This window comes from Micromonospora sp. WMMD712, from assembly GCF_029581295.1.
In the GTDB taxonomy this organism is placed as follows: domain Bacteria; phylum Actinomycetota; class Actinomycetes; order Mycobacteriales; family Micromonosporaceae; genus Micromonospora; species Micromonospora carbonacea.
The window spans coordinates 3123325-3148343 of the sequence record NZ_CP120743.1 but is presented as its reverse complement, the minus strand read 5'-3'; the positions used below and the strand labels follow the sequence as shown (position 1 = coordinate 3148343).

Here is a 25019-nt window from a genome sequence, read left to right as displayed (position 1 = left end):
ATGTTCACGCACGCCCTGATCGACGTGGCCGCTTCGCCGGCCGCGCGGGCCCCGCTGCTGGTGGCCCGCCCGCGAGTCCGGCGTCCGGCCCCGGCCGGCCGGGACGCGACCCGCGCCTGATCGTCTCCGTCGATCCGACCCCCGCTCGACGACCTGCTCGTGGAGGTGGGCGCCGGCCGGGGCCGGCTGACCCGCGCGCTTGCCGGCCGGTGCGGGCGGCTCGTCGCGTACGAGATCGACCCGGTCGCCGCCGCGGACCTGGCCGTGACCTGCGCCGACCTGCCCGGGGTGACCCTGCGCCGGGCCGACTTCCTGGCGGCGGACCCGCCCGCCGAGCCGTTCGCGGTCGTCGGCAACATCCCCTGGTCGCTGACGGCGGCCGTGGTCCGCTGGTGCCTGGCCGCCGACCGGCTGCGCTCGGCGACCCTGCTCACCCAACTGGAGTACGCCCGCAAGCGCACCGGCGGCGGCGTCGCGGCCTCGCTGAGCCGGCACCGCCCCTGCGCCCGGGTGGACGCGGCGCTGCGCGCGGTGCGCCTCGACCGGGACGCCCTGCCCGGCGAGGTCTGGCCGGAGCAGTGGATCGCCCTGCACCGCCTGCTCCGCTGAGGGTCACACCCCCGCCGGGTACGTCTCCATCTCGCCGAACGAGGTGAGCGCCGGCAGCGGATGCAGGCCCCGGGTGTCGTCGCACCAGACGAACGCGTCGTAGCGCTCGCCCAGCCGGGTCGGCACGTAGTTGCCCCACGATTCGAAGCTCGGGTCGTACACGACGCCGACCGCCCGGTGGTCCTGCTCCTCGGTGACCCAGCCGGGCTGGTCGGCGCCGCCGAAGACCAGCACCGCCCGCTCCGGCAGTAGCTCGTGCAGCCGCCGCTCGACCGAGCCGGGGCGGGCCGGCGGCACCACCATCTCCTCGGCGGGGGAGCCCCAGCGCGGCGCGGCGACGACGGTGCCCCGGTAGCTGCCGAAGCCGACCAGCACCACGGCGTCCGCGCCGTGCCGTTCCCGGGCGAGCTGGCCGATGTTGACCATCCCGTCGGCGGCCATGTCGGTGGCCCGGGCGTCGCCGACGTGGGTGTTGTGCGCCCACACGATCCCCCGCGAGCCGGGGCCGTGGAAGTCCAGCAGCCGGTCCAGGGTGTCCGCCATGTGGATGTCCCGGACGTTCCACGAGTGCGGACCGCCGCCCATCATCGCCCGGTAGTAGCGTTCCGCGCCGGCCACCACCTCCGCGTTCTGCCAGGCCGAGAAGCGGTCCGGGCCGTCCGCGGTGGCCTGTTCCCGGGTACGCGCCAACAGCCGCACCACCTCCTCCTCGCAGCGGGCCGAGACGAACCGGCTGGCCGCCCCGTACTCCTCGATGCGCCGCCCGTACGGCTCGAAGCACCGGTACGCCTCCTGCGCGGCCTCCAGCGAGGCCGGTTCCTCCTCGCCCAGGTAGTCGAAGATCGCCTGCATGGACTCCCAGAGGCTGTAGACGTCGAGCCCGTGGAAGCCGGCGCGCTGCTGCGGGGGGCGCTCCTGGTTCCAGGCGCGCAGCCAGCGGCAGAAGCGCGCCACCTCGGCGTTGGACCACATCCAGGTCGGCCAGCGGGTGAAGCGTTCCAGCGCGGCCTGCGGGTCGGCGAGCCCGCCGGGCGCGGCGGTGACCGACCGGTGTACGCGCTCGCAGTCCGGCCAGTCCCCCTCGACGGCGACGAAGCGGAAGCCCTGCTCGGCGATGAGCCGCCGGGTGAGCTGCTCGCGGAGGCGGTAGTAGTCGTGGGTGCCGTGGGTCGCCTCGCCGATCATGACGATCCGGGCGCCCCGGATCCGGTCCAGCAGGGGATCGAAGTCGCTCGGCGCGCCGAGCCGCTGTACCAGCATGTCCGCGGCTACCCGGCCCCCGCCGGGACAAACCGCCCGACGTCCCCGCCGGGGCGGGGCTGCCGGGCGGGGCCGCCGGGGCGGGCATGGAGCGGGGCCGAACGGGTAGCCGGCAGCCATGACCGTCAGTGGGGTGGAGTTGCAGGAGCACCTGGCCGGGCTCGACTACCCGGTCTCCCGGGAGGACCTGGTCCGCTGGGGCCAGGAGAACGGGGTCGGCACCGAGGTGTTGCAGATGCTGCGCGCGCTGCCGGCGGAGGAGTTCTCCTCCCCGGCGGAGCTGACCGAGGCGCTGGGCACGCTGGCCTGACCGTGCCCGCTCAGGTGATTGCAGGGGCCCCCTGTGCAACAGAAAGCGTTAACAGGGGGCCCCTCCTTGCACCGCTCAGACGTTGGCCGGTTCCTTCTCGGCCAGGTGGGTGCGCAGGCCCTCGCCCTCGACGTCCACGTTGGGCAGGACCTTGTCCAGCCAGCGGGGGATCCACCACGCCGCCGTGTTGAGCAGCGACATCACCGCCGGCACGATGGTCATCCGGACCACGAAGGCGTCGATCGCGACCCCGGCGGCGAGCGCGAAGCCCATCGACTTGATCACCGGGTCGTCGAGGAACACGAAGCCGCCGAAGACCGAGATCATGATGAGCGCGGCGGCGGTGACGACGCGCGCGCCGTGGCCCATGCCGTTGATCGTCGCCTGGCGCGCGGTGTCGCCGTGCACGTAGTCCTCCCGCATCCGGGAGACCAGGAACACCTCGTAGTCCATGGCCAGGCCGAACAGGATGCCGATGAGCAGGATCGGCAGGAAGCTGACCAGCGGCCCCGGGGTGTCGAGGCCGACCAGCCCGGCCAGCGTCCCCTCCTGGAACACCGCCACCGTGATGCCGAACGTCGCGGCGACGGTGAGCAGGAAGCCCAGCGCCGCCTTGACCGGCACCAGGATCGACCGGAACACCAGCATCAGCAGCAGGATCGACAGGCCGACGACCAGCAGCAGATAGACCGGCAGCGCGTCCGAGAGCTTCTCCGACACGTCGATGCCGATCGCGGTCGCGCCGGTCAGCAGCACGTCCGCCCCGTCGACGTCGGCGACCTGGCGGCGGATGTCGTGCACCAGATCCTCGGTCGCCTCGTCGGTCGGGCCGCTGCGGGGGATCACCCCGAGCAGCGCGGTCCGTCCGGTCGGGTCGGTCTGCGGCGGGGCCACCGCGAGCACCCCGTCGGTGGCCTGGACCAGCTGGGCGACCTGCGGGGCCGCGGCGGCGGTGGCCTGCGGGGAGTCGGACGTGACGAGCACCGCGAGGCGGCCGGTGAAGCCGGGGCCGAAGCCCTCCCGGACCAGGTCGTTGTTGACCCGGGCCGGCGAGCCCGCGGCGGCGGTGCTGGCGTCCGGCAGGGCCAGCCGCATGTCGGGGGCGGGCACCGCGAGCAGGCCCAGGCCGAGCAGGGCCACCAGGATCACCGGTACGCGCAGCCGGGTGACCAGACGGGCCCAGCGGAAGCCGAAGCCGGACCGGTCCTCGGCGCCTTCCGGTCCGGTGGGCTCACCGGCTGCGGCGCCGTTCGCGGGCGCGGCGGCCGCGGTGCTGCCGGCCCGGCGCAGCCGGCGGGGGAGCACCCGGTGGCCGGCGAAGCCGAGCAGCGCGGGGGCGAGGGTGATGGCGACCAGCACGGCGATGCTCACCGTGCCGGCGGCGGCCAGGCCCATGACGGTGAGGAACGGGATGTCCACCACGGCGAGACCGGCCAGCGCGATGACCACGGTGGCCCCGGCGAAGACCACGGCGGAGCCGGCGGTGCCGACGGCGCGGCCGACCGCCTCCTCGGGGGAGAGCCCCTCGATCAGGTGCTGCCGGTGGCGGGAGGTGATGAACAGCGAGTAGTCGATGCCGACCGCGAGGCCGAGCATCAGGGCCAGGATCGGCGCGGTGCTGGTCAGCTCAATGGTGCCGGAGAGCGCGTACAGGCCGGCCATGCCGACGCCGACGCCGATCAGCGCGTTGAGCATGGTCATCCCGGCCGCGACCAGCGACCCGAACGTGATGACCAGGACGATCGCCGCCACCAGGACGCCCAGCGCCTCGGTGGAGCCGACCTCCGGCTCGCCGCCGAGCACCTCGCCGCCCGGGGCGATCTGCCACCCCTGCGCCTCGGCCTGCGCCCCCACCTGCTCGTACGCGTCGCGCTGGTCGTCGGTGACGTCGTCGGCGCGGCCGGCGAACTGCACCTGGATCAGCGCGTACCGGCCGTTGGGGGAGATCGCCTGGGACTGGTACGGGTCCACCGCGCCGACCACCCCGGGCAGGGTGGCCGCCTCCTGGGTCACCTGCTTGACCAGCGCCTGCCCCTCGGGCGTGGCGAGCTGGCCGTCCGCCGGCGCCTTGACGGCGATGGTGCCGGTGGCCCCGCTGGCCGCCGGGAACCGCTCGGCGAGCAGGTCGATCGCGCGCTGGGACTCGGTGCCGGGCATGGTGAAGTTGCTCGCCGTCGGGCCGCGCAGCGTCGCCGCGGCGATGCCGAGGCCGACGAGCACGACGAGCCAGACGACGGCGACGAGCCGCCGGTGGCGTAGTGAGGCCCGGCCGAGCCGGTACAACAGGGTCGCCATCAGATCCTTGTCCTCGGTCGTGGGTGGAGTCTGTCGTGGGTCAAACCGTGGTGGTGGAGTCGTCGTGGGGGGAGCCGTCGGGTCGACCGGGCGGCGTCGGGTCGGCCGGCGTCGGATCGGTCGGCGGCACCAGCGCCCGCCGGACGAGGCCGAGCAGCGCGTCGCGCAGCTCGTCGTCGTCGAGGTCGTCGAACTCGCCGCAGGTCTCGGCGATCCCGGCGAGCACCACCAGGGCCGCGACCCGGGCGGCCGGGCGCGGCGAGTGGCCGGCGAAGGCCGCGACCAGCCGTTCGGAGATCTGCTGCACGTGCGCGAAGGCCGGCTGCTGGAGCAGCACGGGGAACTCGCCGCGCAGCAGCGCGATCTGCCGGCGGAAGCGCACCGCGAGGTCGACGAAGCCCTCGGCGGCGACCCGCTGGGCCCGGTCGCCGGCGAGCCCGGCGATCCGCTGGTCGAGCTCGACCACCGCCGCCAGCTCCGGGGCCATCAGCTCGCTGAGCAGGGCCTCCTTGTTGGCGAAGTGGTAGAGCACGGTGGCCTTCGAGACGCCCACCTCGCGGGCGATGTCCTGCAACGAGGTGCCCTTGTAGCCGGTGACGGCGAACCGCCGCCCCGCCGCCGCGAGGATCTCCGCGTGTGTCTCCGGTACCGCCCGTGCCATGCCGGCCACCTCCCGCCCACCAGCATGCCTGACCGATCGGTCAGACCCTGACCGATCGGTCAGAGGAATCGGGTGGCGTTGGCCACAGCGCCGCCGGCCGGTAACGGAACCGGCGCCGGCCGGGGTCGGACCGAACCGGTCGGGGTCGGGTCGGACCGAACCGGTCGGGGGCGGACGGCGCCGGCGGGGGGCGGACCGAACCGGCCGGCGGCGACGCCGGACACGGCCCGCTCGAAGAACCGGGCCCACACCCCGGGGTGCCATGATGCGGGGATGACCGAGAACCCATCGACCCCCGTCGAGCGCGCGGACGCGCTGCGCGCCCTGCACAAGTCCGGCGACCCGCTGGTGCTGCCCAACGCCTGGGACGCCGGCTCGGCCCGGGCGGTCGTCGCGGCCGGCTTCGCGGCCGTCGCCACCAGCAGCGCCGCCGTGGCCGAGTCCCTCGGGTACGCCGACGGCGAGGACACCCCGGTCGAGGAGATGTTCGCCGCCGTCGCCCGGATGGTGCGCGCCGTGCCCGTCCCGGTCACCGCCGACCTGGAGCGGGGATACGGCCTGCGCCCCGCCGAGCTGGTCGAGCGGATGCTCGCCGCCGGGGTCGTCGGGTGCAACCTGGAGGACTCCGACCCGCGCACCGGCGCGCTGTACGACGCCGAGGAGCAGGCCGACCTGCTGGCCGCCGTGCGGGCGGCGGCCGACACGGCCGGGGTGCCGCTGGTGCTCAACGCGCGCATCGACCTCTACCTGCGCGGGGCCGGCGACCCGGCGGGCCGCACCGCCGAGGCGATCCGCCGGGGGCAGCTCTACCGGGCCGCCGGGGCGGACTGCGTCTATCCGATCTTCCTCGCCGAGCCGGAGGGGATCGCGGAGCTCGTGTCCGCCGTGCCCGTCCCGGTGAACGTCGGCTTCAAACCGGGCGGGCCGAGCCTGGCCGAGTTGGCCGCGCTGGGCGTGTCCCGGGTGAGCTTCGGCCCCGGCCCGTACCGGGTCAGTCAGGCGCGGATCGCCGGCCTGCTCGATGCCGTCCGCTCCGGCGCCAACCCCTACGCATAAGGAAGGGCCCCTGGTTAACGCTTTCGGTATAGGAAGGGCCCCTTCCTAACCAGCCCGGCCCGGGGGGCCTGTTCCGGTTGCCGGCCGGCGTGCGGGGGGCGAGGGTGGGACGATGAGCAGCGCGGAGCAGACCCGCGACGGGGTGTCGCTGACCAACCTCGACCAGCCCCTCGCCCCCGGGGTCGGGGCGAGCAAGCGGGACCTGGTCGACTATCTCGACGCCGTCCACGGGCGGCTGGTGCCGTGGCTGCGGGACCGGCCGCTGTCGGTGGTGCGGGCGCTGCGCGGGCAGGCGCCGTTCATGCAGAAGAACCTGCCGAAGTACACCCCCGACTGGGTACGCCGGACGTCGGTCTGGGCCGAGGCGTCCCACCGCGACGTGTCGTACGCCCTCTGCGACGACCGGCGGACGCTGCTCTGGTTCGCCAACCAGCGCGCGGTGGAGTACCACCCGACCCTCTCGACGGCCGACCACCCGGGGCACCCGACCCACCTGGTGCTGGACCTGGACCCGCCGGAGGGGGCCGACTTCGGCGTGGCCGTGGCCGCCGCCCGGCTGGTGCGGCAGGCGCTCGCCGACGCCGGGCTCGCCGGTGCGGTCAAGACCAGCGGGGCGAAGGGGCTGCACGTCCTCGTCCCGGTCGACGGGGCGACGAGCGCCGAGGAGGCCGCCGCCGCCACCCGGGCCCTCGCCGTCCGGGCCGAACGGCTCGACCCGGCGCTGGCCACCACCGCCTTCATCCGCGAGGACCGGGGCGGCCGGGTGTTCGTCGACTCGACCCGGGCGGGCGGGGCGAGCCTGGTGGCCGTGTTCAGCCCCCGGCTGCGCCCGGGGCTGCCCGTGTCGTACCCCGTGGGGTGGGACGACCTCGGCGCGGTCGCCCCCGCCGACTTCACCGTGCGGACGGTGCCCGCGCTGGTCGCCGACCGCGACCCGTGGGCGGGGCTGCTGCCGCCGCCGCAGCGCCTCCCCGACGACCTGGTCGAGCAGGGGCGCGGCATCCCGGTCGCCCGCGTGCAGGCGATGCACGAGGGCCGCCGCCGGGCGCGGGCCCGCCGCGCCGCGCAGTCGCCGTAGCGGCCGGGCGACCGGCACGCCGATCCCCGTCGTCACGTCGCCGATCCCCGCCGGCCCGCCGCGGAGCCCCCGTGTGCCCGACGGCCGTCAGCGGGCCTCGCCGTACGCGGCGAAGCGGTCGACGAGGCCGTTCGGTGCGTCGTCGCGGAAGCAGATCTCCAGGTTCGCGGCGGAATCCCGGGCAGCTTCCTCGGCGCGGGGGAACAGCGCCCGTTCGTATTCCGCCAGCGCGCTTTCGACGTCGTCCGGGTGGGCGGCGAGGGCCCGGCCGAGTTCGGCGCCGTCGAGCATGGCGAGGTTGGCGCCCTCCCCGGCGAAGGGCGACATGAGGTGGGCGGCGTCGCCGAGCAGGGTGACGCCGGGCACGCGGTCCCAGCGGTGGCCGACCGGCAGGGCGTGGATGGCGCGCGGCACCAGGGGGCCGTCGGCGTCGGTGATCAGCGCCCGCAGCTCGGGCGCCCAGCCGGCGAACCGGTCGAGCAGGAACGACCGGGCCGGTTCGTCGCCCGGCCGCCGGTGTCCCGGGGCCGCGCCGGTGCCGAGGCCGGCGAGTCCGCCCTCGGGCACCCGGAGGGCGACGTAGACGTGCAGGCCGCCGTCGGTCTCCCGGTGGGCCAGGAAGCCCCGCCCGGGGCCGAGGGCGAACAGCATTCCGGGCCCGACGAGCGCGGCGTGCGCGGGGTGTCGGCGGTCGGCGTCGCGCAGGGTGACCTCGACGAACGACAGCCCGGCGTAGGCGGGCGTGGCGGCGGAGAGCAGCGGTCTGATCCAAGACCAGGCGCCGTCGGCGCCCACGAGCAGGTCGGTGGTGGCGGTGCCGCCGTCGGCGAGGGTCAGCTCGTGCCTCCCACCGCCGAGGGGGCGGGCGGCGGTGACCCCGCCGCCCCAGCGGACGGTGCCCGCGGGCAGGGAGTCCAGCAGCAGCCGGCGCAGGTGGCCCCGGTTGACCTCGGGACGGTCGCCGTCGGCGTCGTCGGCCTCGTCCAGGTGCACGGTGCCGTGCCGGTCGAGCACCCGTACGGCCTGCCCGCCGGGGTGGACGAGGCGCAGGAACTGCTCGTGCAGGCCGGCGGCCCGCAGGGCGACCTGGCCGTTCTGCCGGTGGATGTCGAGCATGCCGCCCTGGGTGCGGGCATCCGGTGCGGCGTCGCGCTCGTAGACGATGGCGGGGATGCCGTGGACGTGCAGGACGCGGGCGAGCGTGAGGCCGCCCAGTCCGCCGCCGACGATGCCGATCGATGGTGTGCGCACGGGGTCTCCTTCAGGTGGGGATGCTGCTGGTCGCGGTCGGCGAACGCGTTCCTGACGAACGCGTTCGAAGTGGTCATGGAAGGCCACCGCGCGGCCGGGCGGCGGTCAGTCGCCGGGGCGGCCGGCGGCGAGGCCGTCGAGCAGTGTGCTGAACGCCCACCGCACCCGCTGCTCGCCCGTGCCGGAGAACAGTTCGCCGCGGGCGCGGTGGAGGTGGGGGTGGTCGTCCGGATCGGCGTCGGCCACGGCCGACACCTGGTGGCGCACCTCGCCGTCGGCGTCGGCCGACTCGCCCCGGGTGCCCTGTTCGGCGGCGGTGGCCGTGGCGTGCTGCAACAGCAGGTCGAGGCCCCAGGCGGCCTGCCGCACGGGGATGCCGCCCGCGTGCAGCAGGCCCAGCACCGCATCGGCCAGCCGCAGGTAGTGCGGCCCGGAGGGGCGCAGCACCAGCGCCGACCGGGCCAGGCCCGGATGGCCCATCAGGATCCGGGTGTACGCGTCGAGCAGGTCGATCAGGTCCTCCCGCCAGCGCCGGGGATCGTCGCCGGACGGCAGCGGAAGATCCGCGATCAGCGCGTCGAGCAGGGCGGCGTGCATCTCGGCCAGGTTGTCGACGTAGACGTACAGGGAGGCCGGGCCGGTGTCGAGCTCCGCCGCCAGCCGGCGCATCGTGACCCGCTCCAGCCCCTCCTCGTGCATGACGCGCAGGGCGACGCTCACCACCCCGTCCCGGCTCAGCGGCGGCTTGGCGGGGCGGTCGCGGCGACTCACGGGAACGCGCCGAGGACTCATGAACGCGATCGTAACGAACGCGTTCGTCGACTGCAAGGCGAGACCGGCCTCGTGCGGCGACCACGACCCCACGCGAACGGGGAGAGCGCCGACGACCGGGGGCCGCCGGGCACACGATAAAGGCCGCTGACCGGGTCTACCCTGGTCGGCGGCCTTTTCGTGCTGGTCTGCTCAGGTGCCCCCGGCAGGATTCGAACCTGCGCCCCCGCCTCCGGAGGGCGGTGCTCTATCCCCTGAGCTACGGGGGCTCAGCGACGGGAGAAGACTAGCAAACGTCGTCACCGAACGCCGAATCGGTATCGGGCCCGGCGGGTCAGGCCGCGATCGCCCGTCCGCAGCTCGGTAGCGGGTGCAGGGCGATCCGCCGGGGCAGCCGGCGCGGCCACTCGTTCTTCGGCCAGGAGCCGTCGACGATGAGGTGCACCGGGTTCTCCTCGGCCCCGCTGAGCCGCAGCACGAAGTCGCGAGGCAGCGGCGGGTCGACCGACGGGGTGGTGATCATGAAGCGGACCCGGCCCCGGGACGACACGGCGGAGACCACGTCGGCCGCCGGCATCGTGCCGCGCAGCCGCACCCGGCCGAGCCAGTAGACCTCGGCGAGGTGCTCCTGGGCGGCCCGGGTGATCGCCGGGTACTCCAGGCGTACCCAGCGCTCGACCGCGCCGACGCAGAGCCCGCAGGCGCGCTCGCGCGGCTCGCGCGGACCCAGCCCCCAGGCCCGCAGGTACGCCCCGACGGCGCCCGCGTCGGCCCGGGGGTCGAAGCGGCGCTGGACGAGCGTGGTGAGGCTCTGCCGCGTCCACAGCTCCTCGTCCAGGCCGAACTCGTCGGGGTGGACGCCGCGCAGGACGTCGATCAGCTCCAGTTCCTGTTCGCGGCTGAGGGCTCCCGGCTCGCCCTGCCGCTGTCCGCGACGGACGGCTGCCACCGTCCCGTCACCGCCGATGGTGTGGCGTCGGCACCAGCTGGTGACCGACCGCCGTGCGTCTCTGAGTGCAACCCCCACGTCCTGCGCAACGAGCCCGAATCGCAACTGGTCACGATATGTAGGTAGAAAACTCTCTCAAGCTGGCCAAAGGGTCAGACGCCATCTAAACGGACATGAGGTGCCGACGAGGGCGGAGAGGCCCGGAAAAGGCCGGCGCCCCGCCGGGGTCGGCGGGGCGCGGGCCTTCGATGCCGGAATCCGGCGGGTCAGCCCTTCGAGAGCCGGTCGCGCGCGGCCGTGAGGTTGGTCAGATCGGTCTGCTGCGTGTTCTTCATCGTCTGGGCCACCCGCACGACCTCGGAGTCGTCGCTGGCCTTGAGGATGCCGTCGATCATGTGCACGCCGCCCAGGTGGTGCTGGATCATCATCTCCAGGAAGAGGACGTCCTTCTCCCGGCCCCGGGGGGTGTCCCGCAGCTTCGCCATCTGCTCCGGGGTGGCCATCCCCGGCATCAGGCCGTTCTTCATCGACGCCGCGCCGTCGGGCATCCACGCCATCCGCGGCTGCGACCCGGTCGGGTCGAGGCCCCAGGAACGCAGCCACGTCTGCATGGTGCCGATCTCGCCCTGCTGGCCGGTGGCGATGTCGCCACCGATGCTGACCACCTCGGCGTCGGTGCCCTGCTGGAACGCGATCAGCCCCATCTCCACCGCCTGGGCGTGGTGGGTGGTCATGTCCCGGGCGAAGCCCGCCTCGGCCGAGGCGTCACCCGGGCGGGTGAGCTTCGGGGTGAGCAGGCCGCCCGCGTACCCGAGGAGGAGGCCGACCACGACGGCGACGACCACCGCGAGGGTGCCGAAGCGTCGGCGCGCGCCCGTCGCGCCGCCGTCGTCGCCGGTCGCCGGGCCCTCGGCCGTGTCGGGTTCCGTCGTCGTGGGTGCGGTCATCGGTGTCCTCGTCCTCGGTGGTCTCGGTCCCGGGTCACTGGGTGGGCATCGCGGCGCCGTCACGCGGCGTGGTGCCGGTGGCGGTGATGCCCGGCTGGCCGCAGTTGGCGGTGGGACCCTCGATCGAGGCGTTCACCCGCAGCGTCTTGATGAACTCGTCGATCCGGCTGTCGTCGGCGTTGTCGACCTTGAGCTGGTAGCCCCACGCCTGGAGGGAGATCGGCTTGTCCAGCCCCTCGTACGGGCTGAGCATCAGCTTCTCCTGGCCCTGGACCCGCTCCTTGAGCTTGGTCACCTGGTCGGCCGGCAGGTCGGGGCGGTAGGTGATCCACACCGCGCCGTGCTCCAGGCTGTGCACCGCGTGCTCGTTGGCGATCGGGGCGTCGTAGACGTCGCCCATGCAGTTCTGCCAGGTCGCGTTGTGCGGGCCGGCCACCGGCGGGGCCTGGGCGTACTTGATCGAGCCCTGCTGGTGGTTGCTGCCCTTGACCAGATCCGGGTCCGTCTTGCGGAAGTTGACGATGCCGCTGATGTCGGCGGCCCGGTCCTCCCACGGCTTCGAGCCCTGGAACGTCGCCCAGGCGCCGAAGCCGATGATGGCGACGGCCAGCACGCCGACCGCGGTGAACAGCGCGATCGGGCCCCACGAGCGGCCCTGGCTCACCTTCACCGGTGCGATCGGCTTGCGGGGGCCCTTGCCCTTGCCGCCCGCCGAGGGTCGTGGGGCGTCGCCCGTCGACTTGCCGGCCCCGGCCTTGGCGCCGGCCGCCGGCCGGCCCGCCGCCGGCTTCTTGCCGGTGGTGACCACGGTCGGACGGCGCTCCGGGCCGCCCGGGGTGCTGATGCTCATCGTGCCTCGTCAGGTCGGTCGGTCAGAGTGGGTGGCGGACGGTGTTCACGCGCAGGGTGGCCGCCGAGTGACCGAGTCTACCCCCGATAACATGGTTCGGTGACTCCCGCAGAACTGGCCGAGGTCGTCCTCTCCGCAGCCCACGCAGTCTTCGCCGACCGGGGCCTGGACAGCTCCGCGCTCCCGGGGCGCACCGCCGTCGAGCGACCGCGCAACCCGGAGCACGGCGACTACGCCTCGACGCTCGCGCTCCAGCTGAGCAAGAAGGTGGGCGTGCCGCCGCGCGAGCTGGCCACCGCGCTGGCCGAGCAGCTCGGCCGGGCCCCCGGGGTCAAGTCGGTGGAGATCGCGGGGCCGGGCTTCCTCAACATCCGGCTCGACGCCGCCGCCGCCGGCCAGCTCGCCCGGTCGATCGTCGAGGCCGGCGCGGCGTACGGCACCGGCACGGCCCTCGCCGGCCAGAAGATCAACCTGGAGTTCGTCTCGGCGAACCCGACCGGCCCGGTGCACATCGGCGGGGTCCGCTGGGCCGCCGTCGGCGACGCGCTGAGCCGGCTGCTGCGCGCGACCGGCGCCGACGTGGGCACGGAATACTACTTCAACGACGCCGGCTCCCAGATCGACCGGTTCGCCCGGTCCCTGCTCGCCGCCGCCAAGGGCGAGCCCGCCCCGGAGGACGGCTACGGCGGCGCGTACATCGCGGAGATCGCCACCGAGGTCCGCAGCCGCCGGCCCGACGTGCTGGAGCTGGGCGACGCCGCCGCGCAGGAGGTGTTCCGGGTCGAGGGCGTCGAGCTGATGTTCGAGGAGATCAGGTCCTCGCTGCGCGACTTCGGGGTGGAGTTCGACACCTACTTCAACGAGAAGGACCTGCACGACCGGGGCGAGCTGGACCACGCCCTGGCCCGGCTGCGCGAGCAGGGCCACCTCTACGAGGCCGACGGGGCCACCTGGCTGCGCACCACCGACTTCGGCGACGACAAGGACCGGGTGCTGCGCAAGTCCAACGGCGAGTGGACGTACTTCGCCGCGGACTGCGCGTACTACCTCGACAAGCGTGAGCGCGGCTTCGACCGCGTGGTGATCATGCTGGGCGCCGACCACCACGGCTACATCGGCCGGATGAAGGCGATGTCCGCCTGCTTCGGCGACGACCCCGCCGTCAACCTGGAGATCCTGATCGGCCAGCTGGTCAACCTGGTCCGCGACGGGCAGCCGGTGCGGATGAGCAAGCGGGCCGGCACCGTGGTCACCCTGGAGGACCTGGTCGACGCGATCGGCGTGGACGCCTCCCGGTACGCGCTGGCCCGCTACTCCAGCGACTCGCCGATCGACATCGACGTGGAGCTGTGGACCCGGGCCACCCGCGACAACCCGGTCTACTACGTGCAGTACGTGGCGGCGCGCACCGCCAGCGTGGGCCGCAACGCGGCCGAGGTGGGGCTGACCCGGGGCGACGCCGAGGCGTTCCGCCCCGAGCTGCTCTCCCACGACAAGGAGAACGACCTGCTCAAGGCGCTCGCCGAGTTCCCGGCCGTGGTCGCCACCGCCGCCGAGCTGCGGGAGCCGCACCGGGTGGCCCGCTACCTGGAGGAGCTGGCCGGGGCGTACCACCGGTTCTACGACAACTGCCGGATCCTGCCGCGCGGCGACGAGGAGGTCACCGACCTGCACCGGGCCCGGCTCTGGCTCAACGACGCCACCCGCACGGTGATCGCCAACGGGCTGCGGCTGCTCGGCGTGTCCGCCCCGGAGAGGATGTGACATGCGAGCGCGAGGAGTGAGCTTGCGAGCCCCGCAGCCGCGAAGCGGAGACCGGCGCATGCGAGCGCGAGGAGTGAGCTTGCGAGCCCCGCAGCCGCGAAGCGGAGAACGCTGATGCGGGCGCACGAGGCCGGCGCGCTGCACGGCGACATCGGCAGCCGGGGGCCGGCGTGGCTGCGTACCCCGGTCGACGTCAACGCCCTGGTGCCGCAGCTCTGGCCGCGCACGGTGACCCGGGCCGCCGACGGCGCGCTCGCCGTCGGCGGGCTCGGCGTGCGCGAGATCGCGGCCGAGTTCGGCACCCCGGTGTACGTGCTCGACGAGGACGACCTGCGCTCGCGCTGCCGCGACTTCCGGGCGGCCTTCCCCGACGCCGACGTCTACTACGCGGGCAAGGCGTTCCTGTGCCGGGCGGTGGTGCGGATGATCGCCGAGGAGGGCCTCTTCCTCGACGTCTGCACCGGCGGCGAGCTGGCCACCGCGCTGTCGGCCGGGATGCCGGCGGAGCGGATCGGCTTCCACGGCAACAACAAGTCGGTGGCGGAGCTGACCCGGGCCCTGGACGCGGGGGTGGGGCGGATCGTCCTCGACTCGTTCACCGAGATCGACCGGCTCACCGCGCTGGCCCGCGAGCGCGGGGTCCGCCCCGCCGTGCTGATCCGGGTCACCGTCGGCGTGGAGGCGCACACCCACGAGTTCATCGCCACCGCGCACGAGGACCAGAAGTTCGGCTTCTCGCTGGCCGGCGGGGCGGCGGCGGCCGCCGCGTTCAAGGTCATCGACGACGGCGTGCTCGACCTGCGCGGGCTGCACTCGCACATCGGCTCGCAGATCTTCGACGCCAGCGGGTTCGAGGTCTCCGCCCGCCGGGTGCTCGCCCTCCAGGCGCAGATCCGCGACGCCCGGGGCGTCGAGCTGCCCGAGCTGGACCTGGGCGGCGGCTTCGGCATCGCGTACACGACCCAGGACGACCCGGCGACCCCGCAGGAGCTGGCCAAGCGGCTGCGCAAGATCGTCGACGGGGAGTGCGCCGCCGAGCGGCTGGCCGTGCCGCGCCTGTCCATCGAGCCCGGCCGGGCCATCGTCGGCCCGGCGGTGTTCACGCTCTACGAGGTCGGCACGGTCAAGGACGTCGACGGCCTGCGCACCTACGTGAGCGTGGACGGGGGGATGAGCGACAACATCCGCACCGCCCTCTACGACGCGTCGTACTCGGCGACGCTGGCCTCGCGGGCCTCGACGGCCGAGCCGCTGCTCGCCCGCGTGGTGGGAAAGCACTGTGAGTCCGGGGACATCGTGGTGAAGGATGAATTCCTGCCCGCTGACGTGCAGGCCGGAGATCTTGTCGCGGTGCCCGGGACGGGTGCCTACTGCCGGAGCATGGCCAGCAACTACAACCACGTGCCCCGCCCCGCGGTGGTGGCGGTGCGCGCCGGCCGGGCGCGACTGATCGTCCGGCGGGAGACGGAAGAGGACCTGCTCGCATTGGACGTCGGATGACCTCACCTGTGCGCTTGGCGCTGCTCGGCTGCGGAACGGTCGGCAGCGAGGTGGTGCGGCTGCTGCACGAGCAGTCGGCCGACCTCGCGGCCCGCATCGGCGCGCCCCTGGAGATCGCCGGCATCGCCGTGCGCCGGCTCGGCCGGGACCGGGGCGACCTGCCGGTCGACGAGGCGCTGTTCACCACCGACCCGCTCGGCCTGATCAAGCGGGACGACGTCGACGTGGTGGTCGAGGTGGTCGGCGGGATCGAGCCGGCCCGGGGCTGGCTCGTCGAGGCGCTGCGGGCGGGCAAGAGCGTGGTCACCGCCAACAAGGCGCTGCTCGCCGAGGACGGCCCGGCCCTGCACGACGCGGCGGCCGAGGGCGGCGCCGACCTCTACTACGAGGCGTCGGTCGCCGGGGCCATCCCGCTGCTGCGCCCGCTGCGCGACTCGCTGCACGGCGACCGGGTCAACCGGGTCACCGGCATCGTCAACGGCACCACCAACTTCATCCTCTCGGCGATGGACGCCACCGGGGCCGGCTTCGCCGAGGCCCTGGAGGAGGCCACCGAGCTGGGCTACGCCGAGGCCGACCCGACGGCCGACGTGGAGGGCTTCGACGCGGCGGCCAAGGCGGCGATCCTCGCCTCGCTGGCGTTCCACACCCGGGTCACCGCCGCCGACGTGCACCGCGAGGGGATCACCGAGGTCACCGCCGCCGACGTCGCCAGCGCCAAGGCGATGGGCTGCACGATCAAGCTGCTCTGCATCGCCGCCCGGGGCCGCGACGCCGCCGGCCGGGAGACGGTCAGCGTGCGGGTGCACCCGGCGATGATCCCCCTGACCCACCCGCTGGCCAGCGTCGGCGACGCGTTCAACGCGGTCTTCGTCGAGGCCGAGGCGGCCGGGCAGCTCATGTTCTACGGCCGGGGCGCGGGCGGCGCGCCGACCGCCAGCGCCGTGCTCGGCGACGTGGTGGCGGTGGCCCGCAACCGGCTCGCCGGGGTGCGCGCGCCCAGCGAGTCGGCGTACGCGGACCTCGCGGTGCGGCCGATGGGGGAGGCGCTGACGCGCTACCACATCAGCCTCGACGTGGCCGACCGTCCGGGCGTGCTCGCGGCGGTGGCCGGGGTGTTCGCCCGGCACGACGTGTCCATCGCCACGGTCCGGCAGGGCTCGGCGGACGGTCCGGCCGGTTCCGGCGACGCCGAGCTGGTCATCGTCACCCACGTCGCGCCGGACGCCGCGCTCGCCGCCACCGTGGAGGAGCTGCGCGGGCTGGACATCGTGCGGTCGGTGGCGAGCGTGCTGCGGGTCGAGGGCGGGGCCTGACGCGGCTGCCCGCCGGCTCCCGCGCGGGCGGCGCGCCCACCACGGCGTGCGCGTGGGCGTCTCGCCTGGTGGTTACGCTCAGGTGCGGCGCGCGCCGGTCGGCGAGGCTGGTCCACGCTGGGTGTGCCCGGCCTGTCGGCGGGGCGGTAGAGGTGAGGAGAGCGACATGTGGCGGGGTCTGATCGAGACGTACCGGGACCGGCTGCCGGTCACCGACGCCACCCCGGTCGTCACCCTGCACGAGGGGAACACCCCGCTGCTGCCCGCGCCGGTGCTCTCCGCCCGGCTCGGCTGTGACGTCTATCTCAAGGTCGAGGGGGCCAACCCGACCGGCTCGTTCAAGGACCGGGGCATGACGCTCGCGGTCTCCAAGGCCGTCGAGCACGGCGACAAGGCCATCATCTGCGCCTCGACCGGCAACACCAGCGCCTCCGCCGCCGCGTACGCGGCCCGCGCCGGGATCACCTGCGCCGTGCTGGTGCCGCAGGGCAAGATCGCGCTGGGCAAGCTGGCCCAGGCGCTGGTGCACGGCGCGCGGCTGCTCCAGGTCACCGGCAACTTCGACGACTGCCTGGCGCTGGCCGCCAAGCTCGCCCAGGACTACCCGGTGGCGCTGGTCAACTCGGTCAACCCCGACCGCCTGCACGGGCAGAAGACGGCCGCGTTCGAGATCGTCGAGGCGCTCGGCGACGCGCCCGACATCCACTGCCTGCCGGTCGGCAACGCGGGCAACATCTCCGCCTACTGGATGGGCTACTCGGAGGACCTGCGCGACGGCAACGCCACGAAGGCCCCGAAGATGTACGGCTTCCAGGCCGCCGGGGCCGCTCCGATCGTCACCGGCCAGGTGGTGCACGAGCCGTCGACCATCGCCACCGCCATCCGGATCGGCAACCCGGCGAGCTGGACGAAGGCCGTCGACGCCCGGGACGCCTCCGGCGGCCTGATCGCCGCCGTCAGCGACCGGGAGATCCTGGCCGCCTACCGGCTGCTGGCCCGCGAGGTCGGCGCGTTCGTGGAGCTGGGCAGCGCGGCCAGCGTCGCCGGGCTGCTCCAGCAGGCCGCCGCCGGCAAGGTGCCGGCCGGCTCGACGGTCGTCTGCACGGTCACCGGGCACGGCCTCAAGGACCCGGAGTGGGCCATCTCCACGGCCCCCGCCCCGATCACCATCGGCAACGACGCCCTCGCCGCCGCCCGCTCCCTCGATCTGGCCTGAGCCCGCGCCGGGCGACGGCCCGCCGAGCGCCGACGTGGCCGGGCGGGCCGGTGACGGGGGGTGACGGGCCGTCGGGTCCACGGGCGACGGGCGCGGCCCGTGCGGCGACGGGCGGGACACGCCGTCGGGCGGGGCAGCGCGACCCCTGGACCAACCGGGATGATGGGGTCGGGCACACTCTTCGTTACCGAGTCGTCCCATCCTTCTCTTCCCAGGAGTTGAGCCACGCCGATGTCGCTGCTCGCCAGATTCAGCCTCGCCAACCGAGGGCTGGTCGCCCTCATCGCGGTGGTCACGACGCTGTTCGGTCTGTTCGCCGTCCCGTCGTTGAAGCAGCAACTCCTGCCGTCGCTGGAGTTCCCGGGCGCGTTCGTCGTGGCCGTCTACCCCGGCGCCGCGCCCGAGATCGTCGAGTCGCAGGTGACCGAGCCGATCGAGAACAGCATCCAGGGCATCCCCGGGCTCGAGAAGGTCACCTCCACCTCCCGCGAGGGCTCGGCCACCGTCCAGGTGGAGTTCACGTTCGGCACCGACCTGGACAACGTGGTCAACAAGATGGAGACCGCGCTGAACCGGATCGACAGCCTGCTCCCCGAGGGCGTCGACCCGCAGATCCTCACCGGCACCACCGACGACCTCCCGGCCGTGGTCATCGCTGCTTCGGGCGGCGGCGGCGACGAGCGGGCGCTGGCCGACCGGCTGCGCGACACCGTCGTGCCGGAGCTGGAGGGCATCGACGGGGTCCGCACCGTCGCGGTGACCGGCACCCGGGAGCAGGTCGTCACGATCACGCCGGACCCGGCGAAGCTGGCCGCCGCGAAGCTCGCGCCGACCGCGATCGGCACCGCCCTGAAGACCAACGGCGTCGCCGTGCCGGCCGGCGCGGTCAGCGACGGCTCGCGGGCCCTCACCGTCCAGGTGGGCACGCCGATCCGCTCCGTCGACGACCTCAAGGGCATCGTGCTCGCCTCCACCGCGCCGAAGACGGCCCCGGTGAAGCTCGGCGACGTGGCGGCCGTGGAGCAGCAGCTCGCCCCGCCCACCTCGTTCACCCGCACCAACGGCCGGGACAGCCTCGGCATCGCCGTCATCGCCGCGCCGGACGGCAACGCCGTCGAGATCTCCCACGAGATCCGCGACCGCCTCGCCGACCTGCGTTCGGCCTCCGGCGCGGACCTGACCGTCGTGTTCGACCAGGCCCCGTTCGTGGAGAAGTCCATCGAGAGCCTCACCACCGAGGGCCTGCTGGGCCTGGTCATGGCGGTCGTGGTCATCCTGGTCTTCCTGCTGTCGGTGCGTTCCACCGTGGTCACCGCCGTGTCGATCCCGCTGTCGGTGCTGGTGGCGCTCATCGCGCTGTGGATCGGCGACTACTCGCTCAACCTGCTCACCCTCGGCGCGTTGACCATCGCGGTCGGCCGGGTCGTCGACGACTCGATCGTGGTGCTGGAGAACATCAAACGCCACCTGGAATACGGCGAGCCGAAGCGGCAGGCGATCCTCGCGGCGGTCCGGGAGGTGGCCGGCGCGGTGACCGCGTCGACGCTGACCACGGTCGCCGTGTTCGCCCCGATCGCGCTGGTCGGCGGCTTCGTCGGGCAGCTCTTCGCGCCGTTCGCGATCACCGTGACGGTGGCCCTGCTCGCCTCGCTGCTGGTCTCGCTCACGGTGATCCCGGTGCTGGCCTACTGGTTCCTCAAGCCGAAGCAGGGCGGGGCGGACGACGAGGCCGCGCGCCGGGCCGCCGAGGAGAAGGAGCTGCGCAGCCCACTCCAGCGGGGCTACCTGCCGGTGATCGGGTTCGCCACCCGCAGCCGGGGCACCCGCTGGATCACCGTCGCGTTGGGGCTGGTGGTGCTGCTCGGCACGTTCGTCCTCTCCGGCGCGCTGAAGACCAACTTCCTGGACGACTCCGGTCAGGACACGCTGACCATCACCCAGCAGCTCCCGGCGGGCAGCGGCCTGGCCGCCACCGACCGGGCGGCCCGCCAGGTCGAGTCGGTGCTCGACCGGGCCGAGGGCGTCGAGACCTACCAGGTCAGCGCCGGGGGCAGCGACCAGCCCTGGGCGGGCGGCGGCGGCAACAACGCCGCCACCTTCTCGGTGACGCTCGACGGCGAGACCGACGTCGCCGAGGTGAAGCGGGAGCTGCGCCGCGAGTTCGACTCCCTCGGCGCCTCCGTCGGCGAGCTGAGCTTCGGCGGGGCCGACGCCGGCGGGTCGACCAACCAGCTCGAGGTCGTCGTGCAGGCGGCGGACACCGAGGTGCTGACCCGGGCCGCCGAGCAGGCGCGGGCCGCCATGGCCGGCACGGCCGACGTCGAGGACGTCTCGACCAGCCTGGCCGAGCGGGTGCCGCGGGTGGACGTGACCGTGGACCGGCTGGCCGCGGCGCGGGCGGGGCTCACCGAGGCGGCCGTCGGGCAGCTCGTGGCCCAGGTCTACCGGGGCACCCCGCTGGGGCAGGTCACCTTCGACGGCGGCCAGCAGGACGTGGTGCTGCGTTCCGGCGCGCAGCCGCCGCTGACGGTGGAGGAGCTGCGGGCCCTGCGCGTCGGCCCGGTCAAGCTCGACGACATCGCCGACATCACGCAGGCCGAGGGGCCGCAGCAGGTGACCCGCATCGACGGGGAGCGCAGCGTCACGGTCACCGGCACGGCGACCGGCGCCAACCTCGGCGCGACCACCGAGGAGCTCCAGCAGAAGCTGGACGACATCGACGTCCCCGGCGCGACCATCAGCATCGGCGGCGTCAGCGCCGACCAGGCGGACGCGTTCGCCGACCTGGGGCTGGCCGTGCTCGCGGCCATCGCGATCGTGTTCCTGATCATGGTGGCGACGTTCCGCAGCCTGACCCAGGCGCTGATCCTGCTGATCTCCGTGCCGTTCGCGGCGACCGGCGCGATCGGCCTGCTGCTGGCCACCGGCACCCCGCTGGGCGTGCCGGCGCTGATCGGCGTGCTGATGCTGGTCGGCATCGTGGTGACCAACGCCATCGTGCTGCTGGATCTGATCAACCAGTACCGGGCGCAGGGCATGGGCGTCGGCGAGGCGGTGGTCGAGGGCGGCCGGCGGCGGCTGCGCCCGATCCTGATGACGGCCGTCGCCACGATCTTCGCGCTGCTGCCGATGGCGTTCGGCCTGACCGGGGAGGGCGGCTTCATCTCCAAGCCGCTGGCGATCGTGGTGATCGGTGGCCTGCTCAGCTCCACCATGCTCACCCTGATCCTGGTCCCGACCCTGTACACGATGGTGGAGAACACCAAGGAGTCGCTGCGGGCCCGCCGGCAGCGTCGCCGGGGCATACCGCCGGCGGAGCCCGTCGAGTCCGGCCCGACGGCGGCCGACGAGCCCGGGCCCGCCGCCGAGCCCGTGCCCGCCGGTGCCGCGCCGTCGGCGGCCCTGGTGGACGGCACCGACCAGTTCGAGGTGCTGCGCCTGCCGAAGAGCCGGCAGTCGCCGCTGCCGCCGCCGGCCGAGTAACCGCCGCGACCGCGCACGCCCCCGCCGGGTCCCACTCCGGCGGGGGCGTGCGCGCGTCCGGCCGGGTCGCGCATCCGACCGGTTGCGCTGCGTCGGAGGTCGCATACTGACGGTGTCGGGTCGCGGCGGGTGACCTGCTGTCGCGCGGGAGCGGGCATGGCGGACGGCGCGGGCCGGTGGGGGCGGCGGACGGTGTTGCGCCGGGCCGGGCTGCTCGCCGGGGGCGCGCTCGTCGGGGCCGGCGTCACGACCCAGTCCACCTGGATCGCCGACCGGCGGCTGCCCCTGGCCGGCGGCCCGGCCAGCGCCACCGTGGGCGGCGACGCGCAGCAGGTCGGCGACGGCGAGGTGTCGGTCGTCTGGGGCGCCCGCACCGGTCAGCGGCTGGTGGCGCTCACCTTCGACGACGGTCCCCGCCCACAGTGGACCCCGATGGTGCTCGACACCCTGGAGCGGTATGCCGTGCCGGCCACGTTCTTCCTGGTCGGGCAGCGCGTCCGGCAGCACGCGGACCTGCTGCGCGGCCGGCTCGGCCGGCACGAGGTGGGCAACCACAGCTGGGCGCACCACGACCTCGCCCGGCACGACGCCGACGAGGTCCACGACGACCTGAGCCGGGCGCACGACGCGATCGCCGAGGCCGTCGGGGTCGCCCCCCGGCTGCTGCGTCCCCCGTACGGGCACCTCGGCGGCGCGGTGCTGCACGCCGCCGCCCGGCTGGACTACCGGCTCGTGCTCTGGTCGTTCCAGATGGCCGAGGCACGGTTCCCGGACGACCCGGCCGGGCACGCCCGGCGGGTCGTCGCCGGGGTGCGACCGGGCATGATCCTGCTCGCGCACGACGTCGGGGACGCCCGCCGGCTGGTCGCCCTGCGCGGCCTGCCCGACATGATCACGGGCCTGCGGGGCCGGGGCTTCACCTTCGTCACCGTCTCCGAGCTGCTGCGGCAGGCGGGCGCGCCGCAGCCCGGCGGGTAGGCTTCCCGTACGTGTCTCCCACCCTCTCGGTCCTGGTCCGCAACCGCAGCTTCCGCAACCTCTTCCTGGCCGAACTGGTGGTCTTCGGCGCGGACTGGTTCGTCATGGTGCCGCTGCTCGTCCTGCTGCCGAAGCTGACCGGCAGCGGGGTCTGGGGCGCCCTCGTGCTCGCCCTGGACACCGGCGTGGTGGCGCTGCTGCTGCCGTACACGGGGACGATCGCGGACCGGTTCGACCGCAAGAAGATCATGATGGCGGCCAACGTCGCCGCGCTGCTCGGCGTGCTCCTGCTGCTGGGCGTCCGGGGCGCGGGCACGGCGTGGCTGGCGATGGTGGCGATCGCCGTGGTGGCGGTGGCGAAGGCGTTCTACTCGCCGGCCGCCCAGGCCGCCCTGCCCAACGTCCTCGACCCGCAGGACCTGGCCGCCGGCAACGCGATCGCCGGCTCGGCCTGGGGCACCATGACCGTCGTCGGCGCGTCGCTGGGCGGCGTGCTCAGTGCCGCCGCCGGGCCGTACGTCTGCTTCTGGGTGGCCGCCGGCGGCCTGGCGCTGGCGGCGGGCCTCGCCGGGCTGATCCGCCGCCCGTTGCAGGCCCCCCGCGACGCCGCCCTGCCCGCACAGCGCACCTGGGCGGCGATCCGGGAGGCCCTCGGCTACATCGGGCACCGGCCCCGGGTGCTCGGCCTGGTCACGGTGAAGTCGGCGGTCGGGCTCGGCAACGGGGTGCTGACCGTCTTCCCGCTGCTCGCCGGCGTCTACGGGGTGAGCGCGATCGGCGTCGGCCTGCTCTTCGCGGTACGCGGCGCGGGCGTGCTGGTCGGGCCGCTCCTGATGCGCCGGGTGCTGACGAACCGCGCCTGGCTGCTCCCCGGCCTCGCGCTGTCGATGTCGCTGTACGGCCTGGCCTACCTGGGCACGGCGGTGGTGAACTGGTTCCCGCTGGTGCTGGCGCTGGTGTTCGTCGCGCACTTCGCCGGCGGGAGCAACTGGGTGATGTCGAACTTCGCCCTCCAGGGCGAGGTGCCGGACCGGCTGCGCGGGCGCGTCTTCGCCACCGACATGATGCTGGCCACCCTGGCGATCTCGGTGAGCCAGCTGGTGGTGGCCGGGGTGGTGGACCTGGTCGACGAGCGGGTGGTGCTGGCCGGCTGCGGCCTGGTCACCCTGGTCTACGCGCTCGGCTGGCGGGTCGCCACCCGGCGGCTGTCGCTGACCGACCCGGTCGCCGAGGCCACTGCGACGGGGGCGGCGTGAGGGGCGCGCCCGGTCAGCGCCCCGGCGATCACCAGACCCAGCCCGATGGGGTGCAGCAGGGCGAAGACCACCCCGACCGCCGCGCTGTAGCGGGCGACCGTGCCGGCGGGCAGCGACGACCACGCGGAGGAGTAGAGCTGGGGCAGGGCGACCAGCCAGGCGATGTTGAGCAGGGCGGTGACCAGCAGGACAATCACGCCGGCCAGCAGCAGGGCCCGCGAGGGGCCCCGCAGGCGGTGGCGGCTCACGGCGGCCAGGACCAGCCCGGTCACCAGCACCAGCACGGTGGGCAGTCGGGTGGCCGTCTGCACGGCCGCGTACCCCAGGAATTCCACGCCGTTCCCCTCCCTGCGGACCTGTCGGCCGTCAGGCTAGCGAGGGGCGTCACGTCCCACGGGCCGGGCGGGACGCCGCGGGGCCGGTGCCGGGCCGGTGCGGCGGCCTAGCATGAGCGTCGTGCCGACGACATTCGTGTCCGGGCCGGTGAAGGTCCGGGTCCCCGCCACCAGCGCCAACCTCGGGCCGGGGTACGACGCGCTGGGGCTGGCGCTCGGCCTGCACGACGACGTGGCCGCCGAGGTGGTGCCCGACGGCGTCCGGGTCACGGTGTCCGGGCAGGGCGCGGGCGAGCTGCCCGCCGACGAGTCGCACCTGGTCGTCCAGGCCATGCGGGCCACCTTCGACGCGTTGGGCGCGCAGCCGCCGGGCCTCGCGGTGGAGTGCGTCAACCGGATCCCGCAGGCCCGTGGGCTGGGCTCCTCGTCGGCCGCCATCGTGGCCGGCGTGCAACTGGCCCGGTCCCTGGTCGTCGACGGCGCGACCCGGTTGGACGACGCGGGCGCGCTGCGGCTGGCGGCCGAGATCGAGGGGCACCCCGACAACGTCGCGCCCTGCCTGCTCGGCGGCTTCACGATCGCCTGGACGGAGCCGACCGGCGCCCGGGCGGTCTCGCTGGCCGTGGCCGAGGGGGTGCGCCCGATCGTCTTCGTGCCCGCCGAGCGCGGGCTGACCGCCGTGGCCCGGGCCGCGTTGCCGGCGGCGGTCCCGCACGGCGACGCCGCGCTCAACGCCGGCCGGGCGGCGCTGCTGGTGCACGCCCTGACCGCCGAGCCGGCGCTGCTGCTGCCCGCCACGGTCGACCGGCTGCACCAGGACTACCGCGCCGCCGGCATGCCGGGCTCGTCTGCGCTGGTGTCAGCGCTGCGTGCGGCCGGTGTGGCGGCGGTGGTCAGTGGGGCCGGGCCCACCGTGCTGGCGCTCACCGAGCCCGCGGAACATTTCGCGCCCGGGGCCGGTTGGCAGGTCTGGTCGTTGGGTATAGACAGCCGCGGAGCGCGTGTCGCGCGGGGTACACTTGAACACGCCGAGCGGGACCCTGTTGCCGCAGGTCGGAAGAGTTGATTACGCTCTAGACTTAGCACAGCCGCGAAGCATGCGATCCTCCTGCGGGTCGGCGCACCCCCGAAGCT

Annotated in this window: 19 protein-coding genes, 1 tRNA gene and 2 pseudogenes; 12 read left to right on the top strand and 10 right to left on the bottom strand. The window is 74.4% G+C overall.

Annotated features, from left to right (window positions below; genetic code table 11):
* Positions 1-135: 135 nt before the first annotated feature.
* Positions 136-609: pseudogene (locus O7633_RS13315) on the top strand (rRNA adenine N-6-methyltransferase family protein); the annotation flags it as partial.
* 3 nt (positions 610-612) lie between these two features.
* Here O7633_RS13315 and O7633_RS13310 read toward each other — a convergent pair.
* Positions 613-1869, bottom strand: a complete 1257-nt coding sequence (locus O7633_RS13310) for an erythromycin esterase family protein (protein WP_282328048.1) — start codon at positions 1867-1869, stop codon at positions 613-615.
* Positions 1870-1987: 118 nt separating this feature from the next.
* On the opposite strand from O7633_RS13310, the gene O7633_RS13305 reads away from it, so the two are divergent.
* Positions 1988-2179 carry a DUF2795 domain-containing protein gene (locus tag O7633_RS13305; RefSeq protein WP_074472745.1) on the top strand — a complete coding sequence of 64 codons (192 nt, stop codon included), beginning with the start codon at positions 1988-1990 and terminating at the stop codon, positions 2177-2179.
* Between the two features lie 75 nt (positions 2180-2254).
* Here the strand turns inward: O7633_RS13305 and O7633_RS13300 are convergent, their stop codons facing one another.
* Entirely contained in the window at positions 2255-4474 is a 2220-nt protein-coding gene (locus O7633_RS13300) for an MMPL family transporter (RefSeq protein WP_282328047.1), read from the bottom strand.
* A gap of 124 nt (positions 4475-4598) precedes the next feature.
* Positions 4599-5135: pseudogene (locus O7633_RS13295) on the bottom strand (helix-turn-helix domain-containing protein); the annotation flags it as partial.
* A 273-nt stretch (positions 5136-5408) separates the two neighbouring features.
* Between O7633_RS13295 and O7633_RS13290 the strand changes: the two are divergent.
* Together O7633_RS13290 and O7633_RS13285 are read left to right on the top strand one after the other, a co-directional pair.
* A complete protein-coding gene (locus O7633_RS13290; protein WP_282328046.1) occupies positions 5409-6191 on the top strand; it encodes an isocitrate lyase/phosphoenolpyruvate mutase family protein in 783 nt (260 codons plus the stop codon).
* 112 nt (positions 6192-6303) lie between these two features.
* The gene (locus tag O7633_RS13285; RefSeq protein ID WP_282328045.1) at positions 6304-7269 is read left to right on the top strand and encodes an ATP-dependent DNA ligase; all 966 of its coding nucleotides are present in this window, start codon (positions 6304-6306) and stop codon (positions 7267-7269) included.
* An 87-nt stretch (positions 7270-7356) separates the two neighbouring features.
* On the opposite strand, the gene O7633_RS13280 is transcribed toward O7633_RS13285, so the two are convergent.
* From O7633_RS13280 to O7633_RS13255, 6 genes are all read right to left on the bottom strand, one after another.
* Positions 7357-8520, bottom strand: a complete 1164-nt coding sequence (locus tag O7633_RS13280) for an NAD(P)/FAD-dependent oxidoreductase (RefSeq protein WP_282328044.1) — start codon at positions 8518-8520, stop codon at positions 7357-7359.
* A 105-nt stretch (positions 8521-8625) separates the two neighbouring features.
* A complete protein-coding gene (locus tag O7633_RS13275; protein ID WP_282328043.1) occupies positions 8626-9312 on the bottom strand; it encodes a TetR/AcrR family transcriptional regulator in 687 nt (228 codons plus the stop codon).
* 176 nt (positions 9313-9488) lie between these two features.
* Positions 9489-9560, bottom strand: a tRNA-Arg gene (locus O7633_RS13270).
* Positions 9561-9625: 65 nt separating this feature from the next.
* Positions 9626-10318 (bottom strand): winged helix-turn-helix domain-containing protein, encoded by a 693-nt coding sequence (locus tag O7633_RS13265; RefSeq protein ID WP_282328549.1) that lies wholly within the window; start codon positions 10316-10318, stop codon positions 9626-9628.
* 188 nt (positions 10319-10506) lie between these two features.
* Complete coding sequence (locus O7633_RS13260; RefSeq protein ID WP_282328042.1) at positions 10507-11187, bottom strand: DUF305 domain-containing protein; 681 nt, start codon at positions 11185-11187, stop codon at positions 10507-10509.
* Between the two features lie 34 nt (positions 11188-11221).
* The gene (locus tag O7633_RS13255; RefSeq protein ID WP_282328041.1) at positions 11222-12037 is read right to left on the bottom strand and encodes a DUF3105 domain-containing protein; all 816 of its coding nucleotides are present in this window, start codon (positions 12035-12037) and stop codon (positions 11222-11224) included.
* A gap of 99 nt (positions 12038-12136) precedes the next feature.
* Between O7633_RS13255 and argS the strand changes: the two genes are divergently transcribed.
* The 7 genes from argS to O7633_RS13220 all read left to right on the top strand — a co-directional run bounded on the left by argS (position 12137) and on the right by O7633_RS13220 (position 23550).
* Entirely contained in the window at positions 12137-13801 is a 1665-nt protein-coding gene (gene argS / locus O7633_RS13250; protein WP_282328040.1) for an arginine--tRNA ligase, read from the top strand.
* A gap of 114 nt (positions 13802-13915) precedes the next feature.
* Entirely contained in the window at positions 13916-15301 is a 1386-nt protein-coding gene (gene lysA / locus O7633_RS13245) for a diaminopimelate decarboxylase (RefSeq protein WP_282328039.1), read from the top strand.
* Positions 15302-15309: 8 nt separating this feature from the next.
* Positions 15310-16617: a homoserine dehydrogenase gene (locus tag O7633_RS13240; RefSeq protein ID WP_282328548.1), complete on the top strand. Its 1308-nt coding sequence runs from the start codon at positions 15310-15312 to the stop codon at positions 16615-16617.
* A gap of 166 nt (positions 16618-16783) precedes the next feature.
* Complete coding sequence (gene thrC / locus O7633_RS13235) at positions 16784-17833, top strand: threonine synthase (RefSeq protein WP_043966016.1); 1050 nt, start codon at positions 16784-16786, stop codon at positions 17831-17833.
* Positions 17834-18064: 231 nt separating this feature from the next.
* Positions 18065-21316, top strand: coding sequence for an efflux RND transporter permease subunit (locus O7633_RS13230; RefSeq protein WP_282328038.1), 3252 nt, complete (start codon positions 18065-18067; stop codon positions 21314-21316).
* A gap of 156 nt (positions 21317-21472) precedes the next feature.
* On the top strand, positions 21473-22294 hold the full coding sequence (locus tag O7633_RS13225; RefSeq protein WP_282328037.1) for a polysaccharide deacetylase family protein: 822 nt from the start codon (positions 21473-21475) through the stop codon (positions 22292-22294).
* Between the two features lie 11 nt (positions 22295-22305).
* Positions 22306-23550 (top strand): MFS transporter, encoded by a 1245-nt coding sequence (locus O7633_RS13220; RefSeq protein WP_282328036.1) that lies wholly within the window; start codon positions 22306-22308, stop codon positions 23548-23550.
* On the opposite strand, the gene O7633_RS13215 is transcribed toward O7633_RS13220, so the two are convergent.
* Positions 23466-23885 (bottom strand): hypothetical protein, encoded by a 420-nt coding sequence (locus O7633_RS13215; RefSeq protein ID WP_282328035.1) that lies wholly within the window; start codon positions 23883-23885, stop codon positions 23466-23468. The two genes, O7633_RS13220 and O7633_RS13215, sit on opposite strands and share 85 nt — an antisense overlap.
* A gap of 121 nt (positions 23886-24006) precedes the next feature.
* On the opposite strand from O7633_RS13215, the gene thrB reads away from it, so the two are divergent.
* Positions 24007-24951: a homoserine kinase gene (thrB, locus tag O7633_RS13210; protein WP_282328034.1), complete on the top strand. Its 945-nt coding sequence runs from the start codon at positions 24007-24009 to the stop codon at positions 24949-24951.
* Positions 24952-25019: the final 68 nt, after the last annotated feature.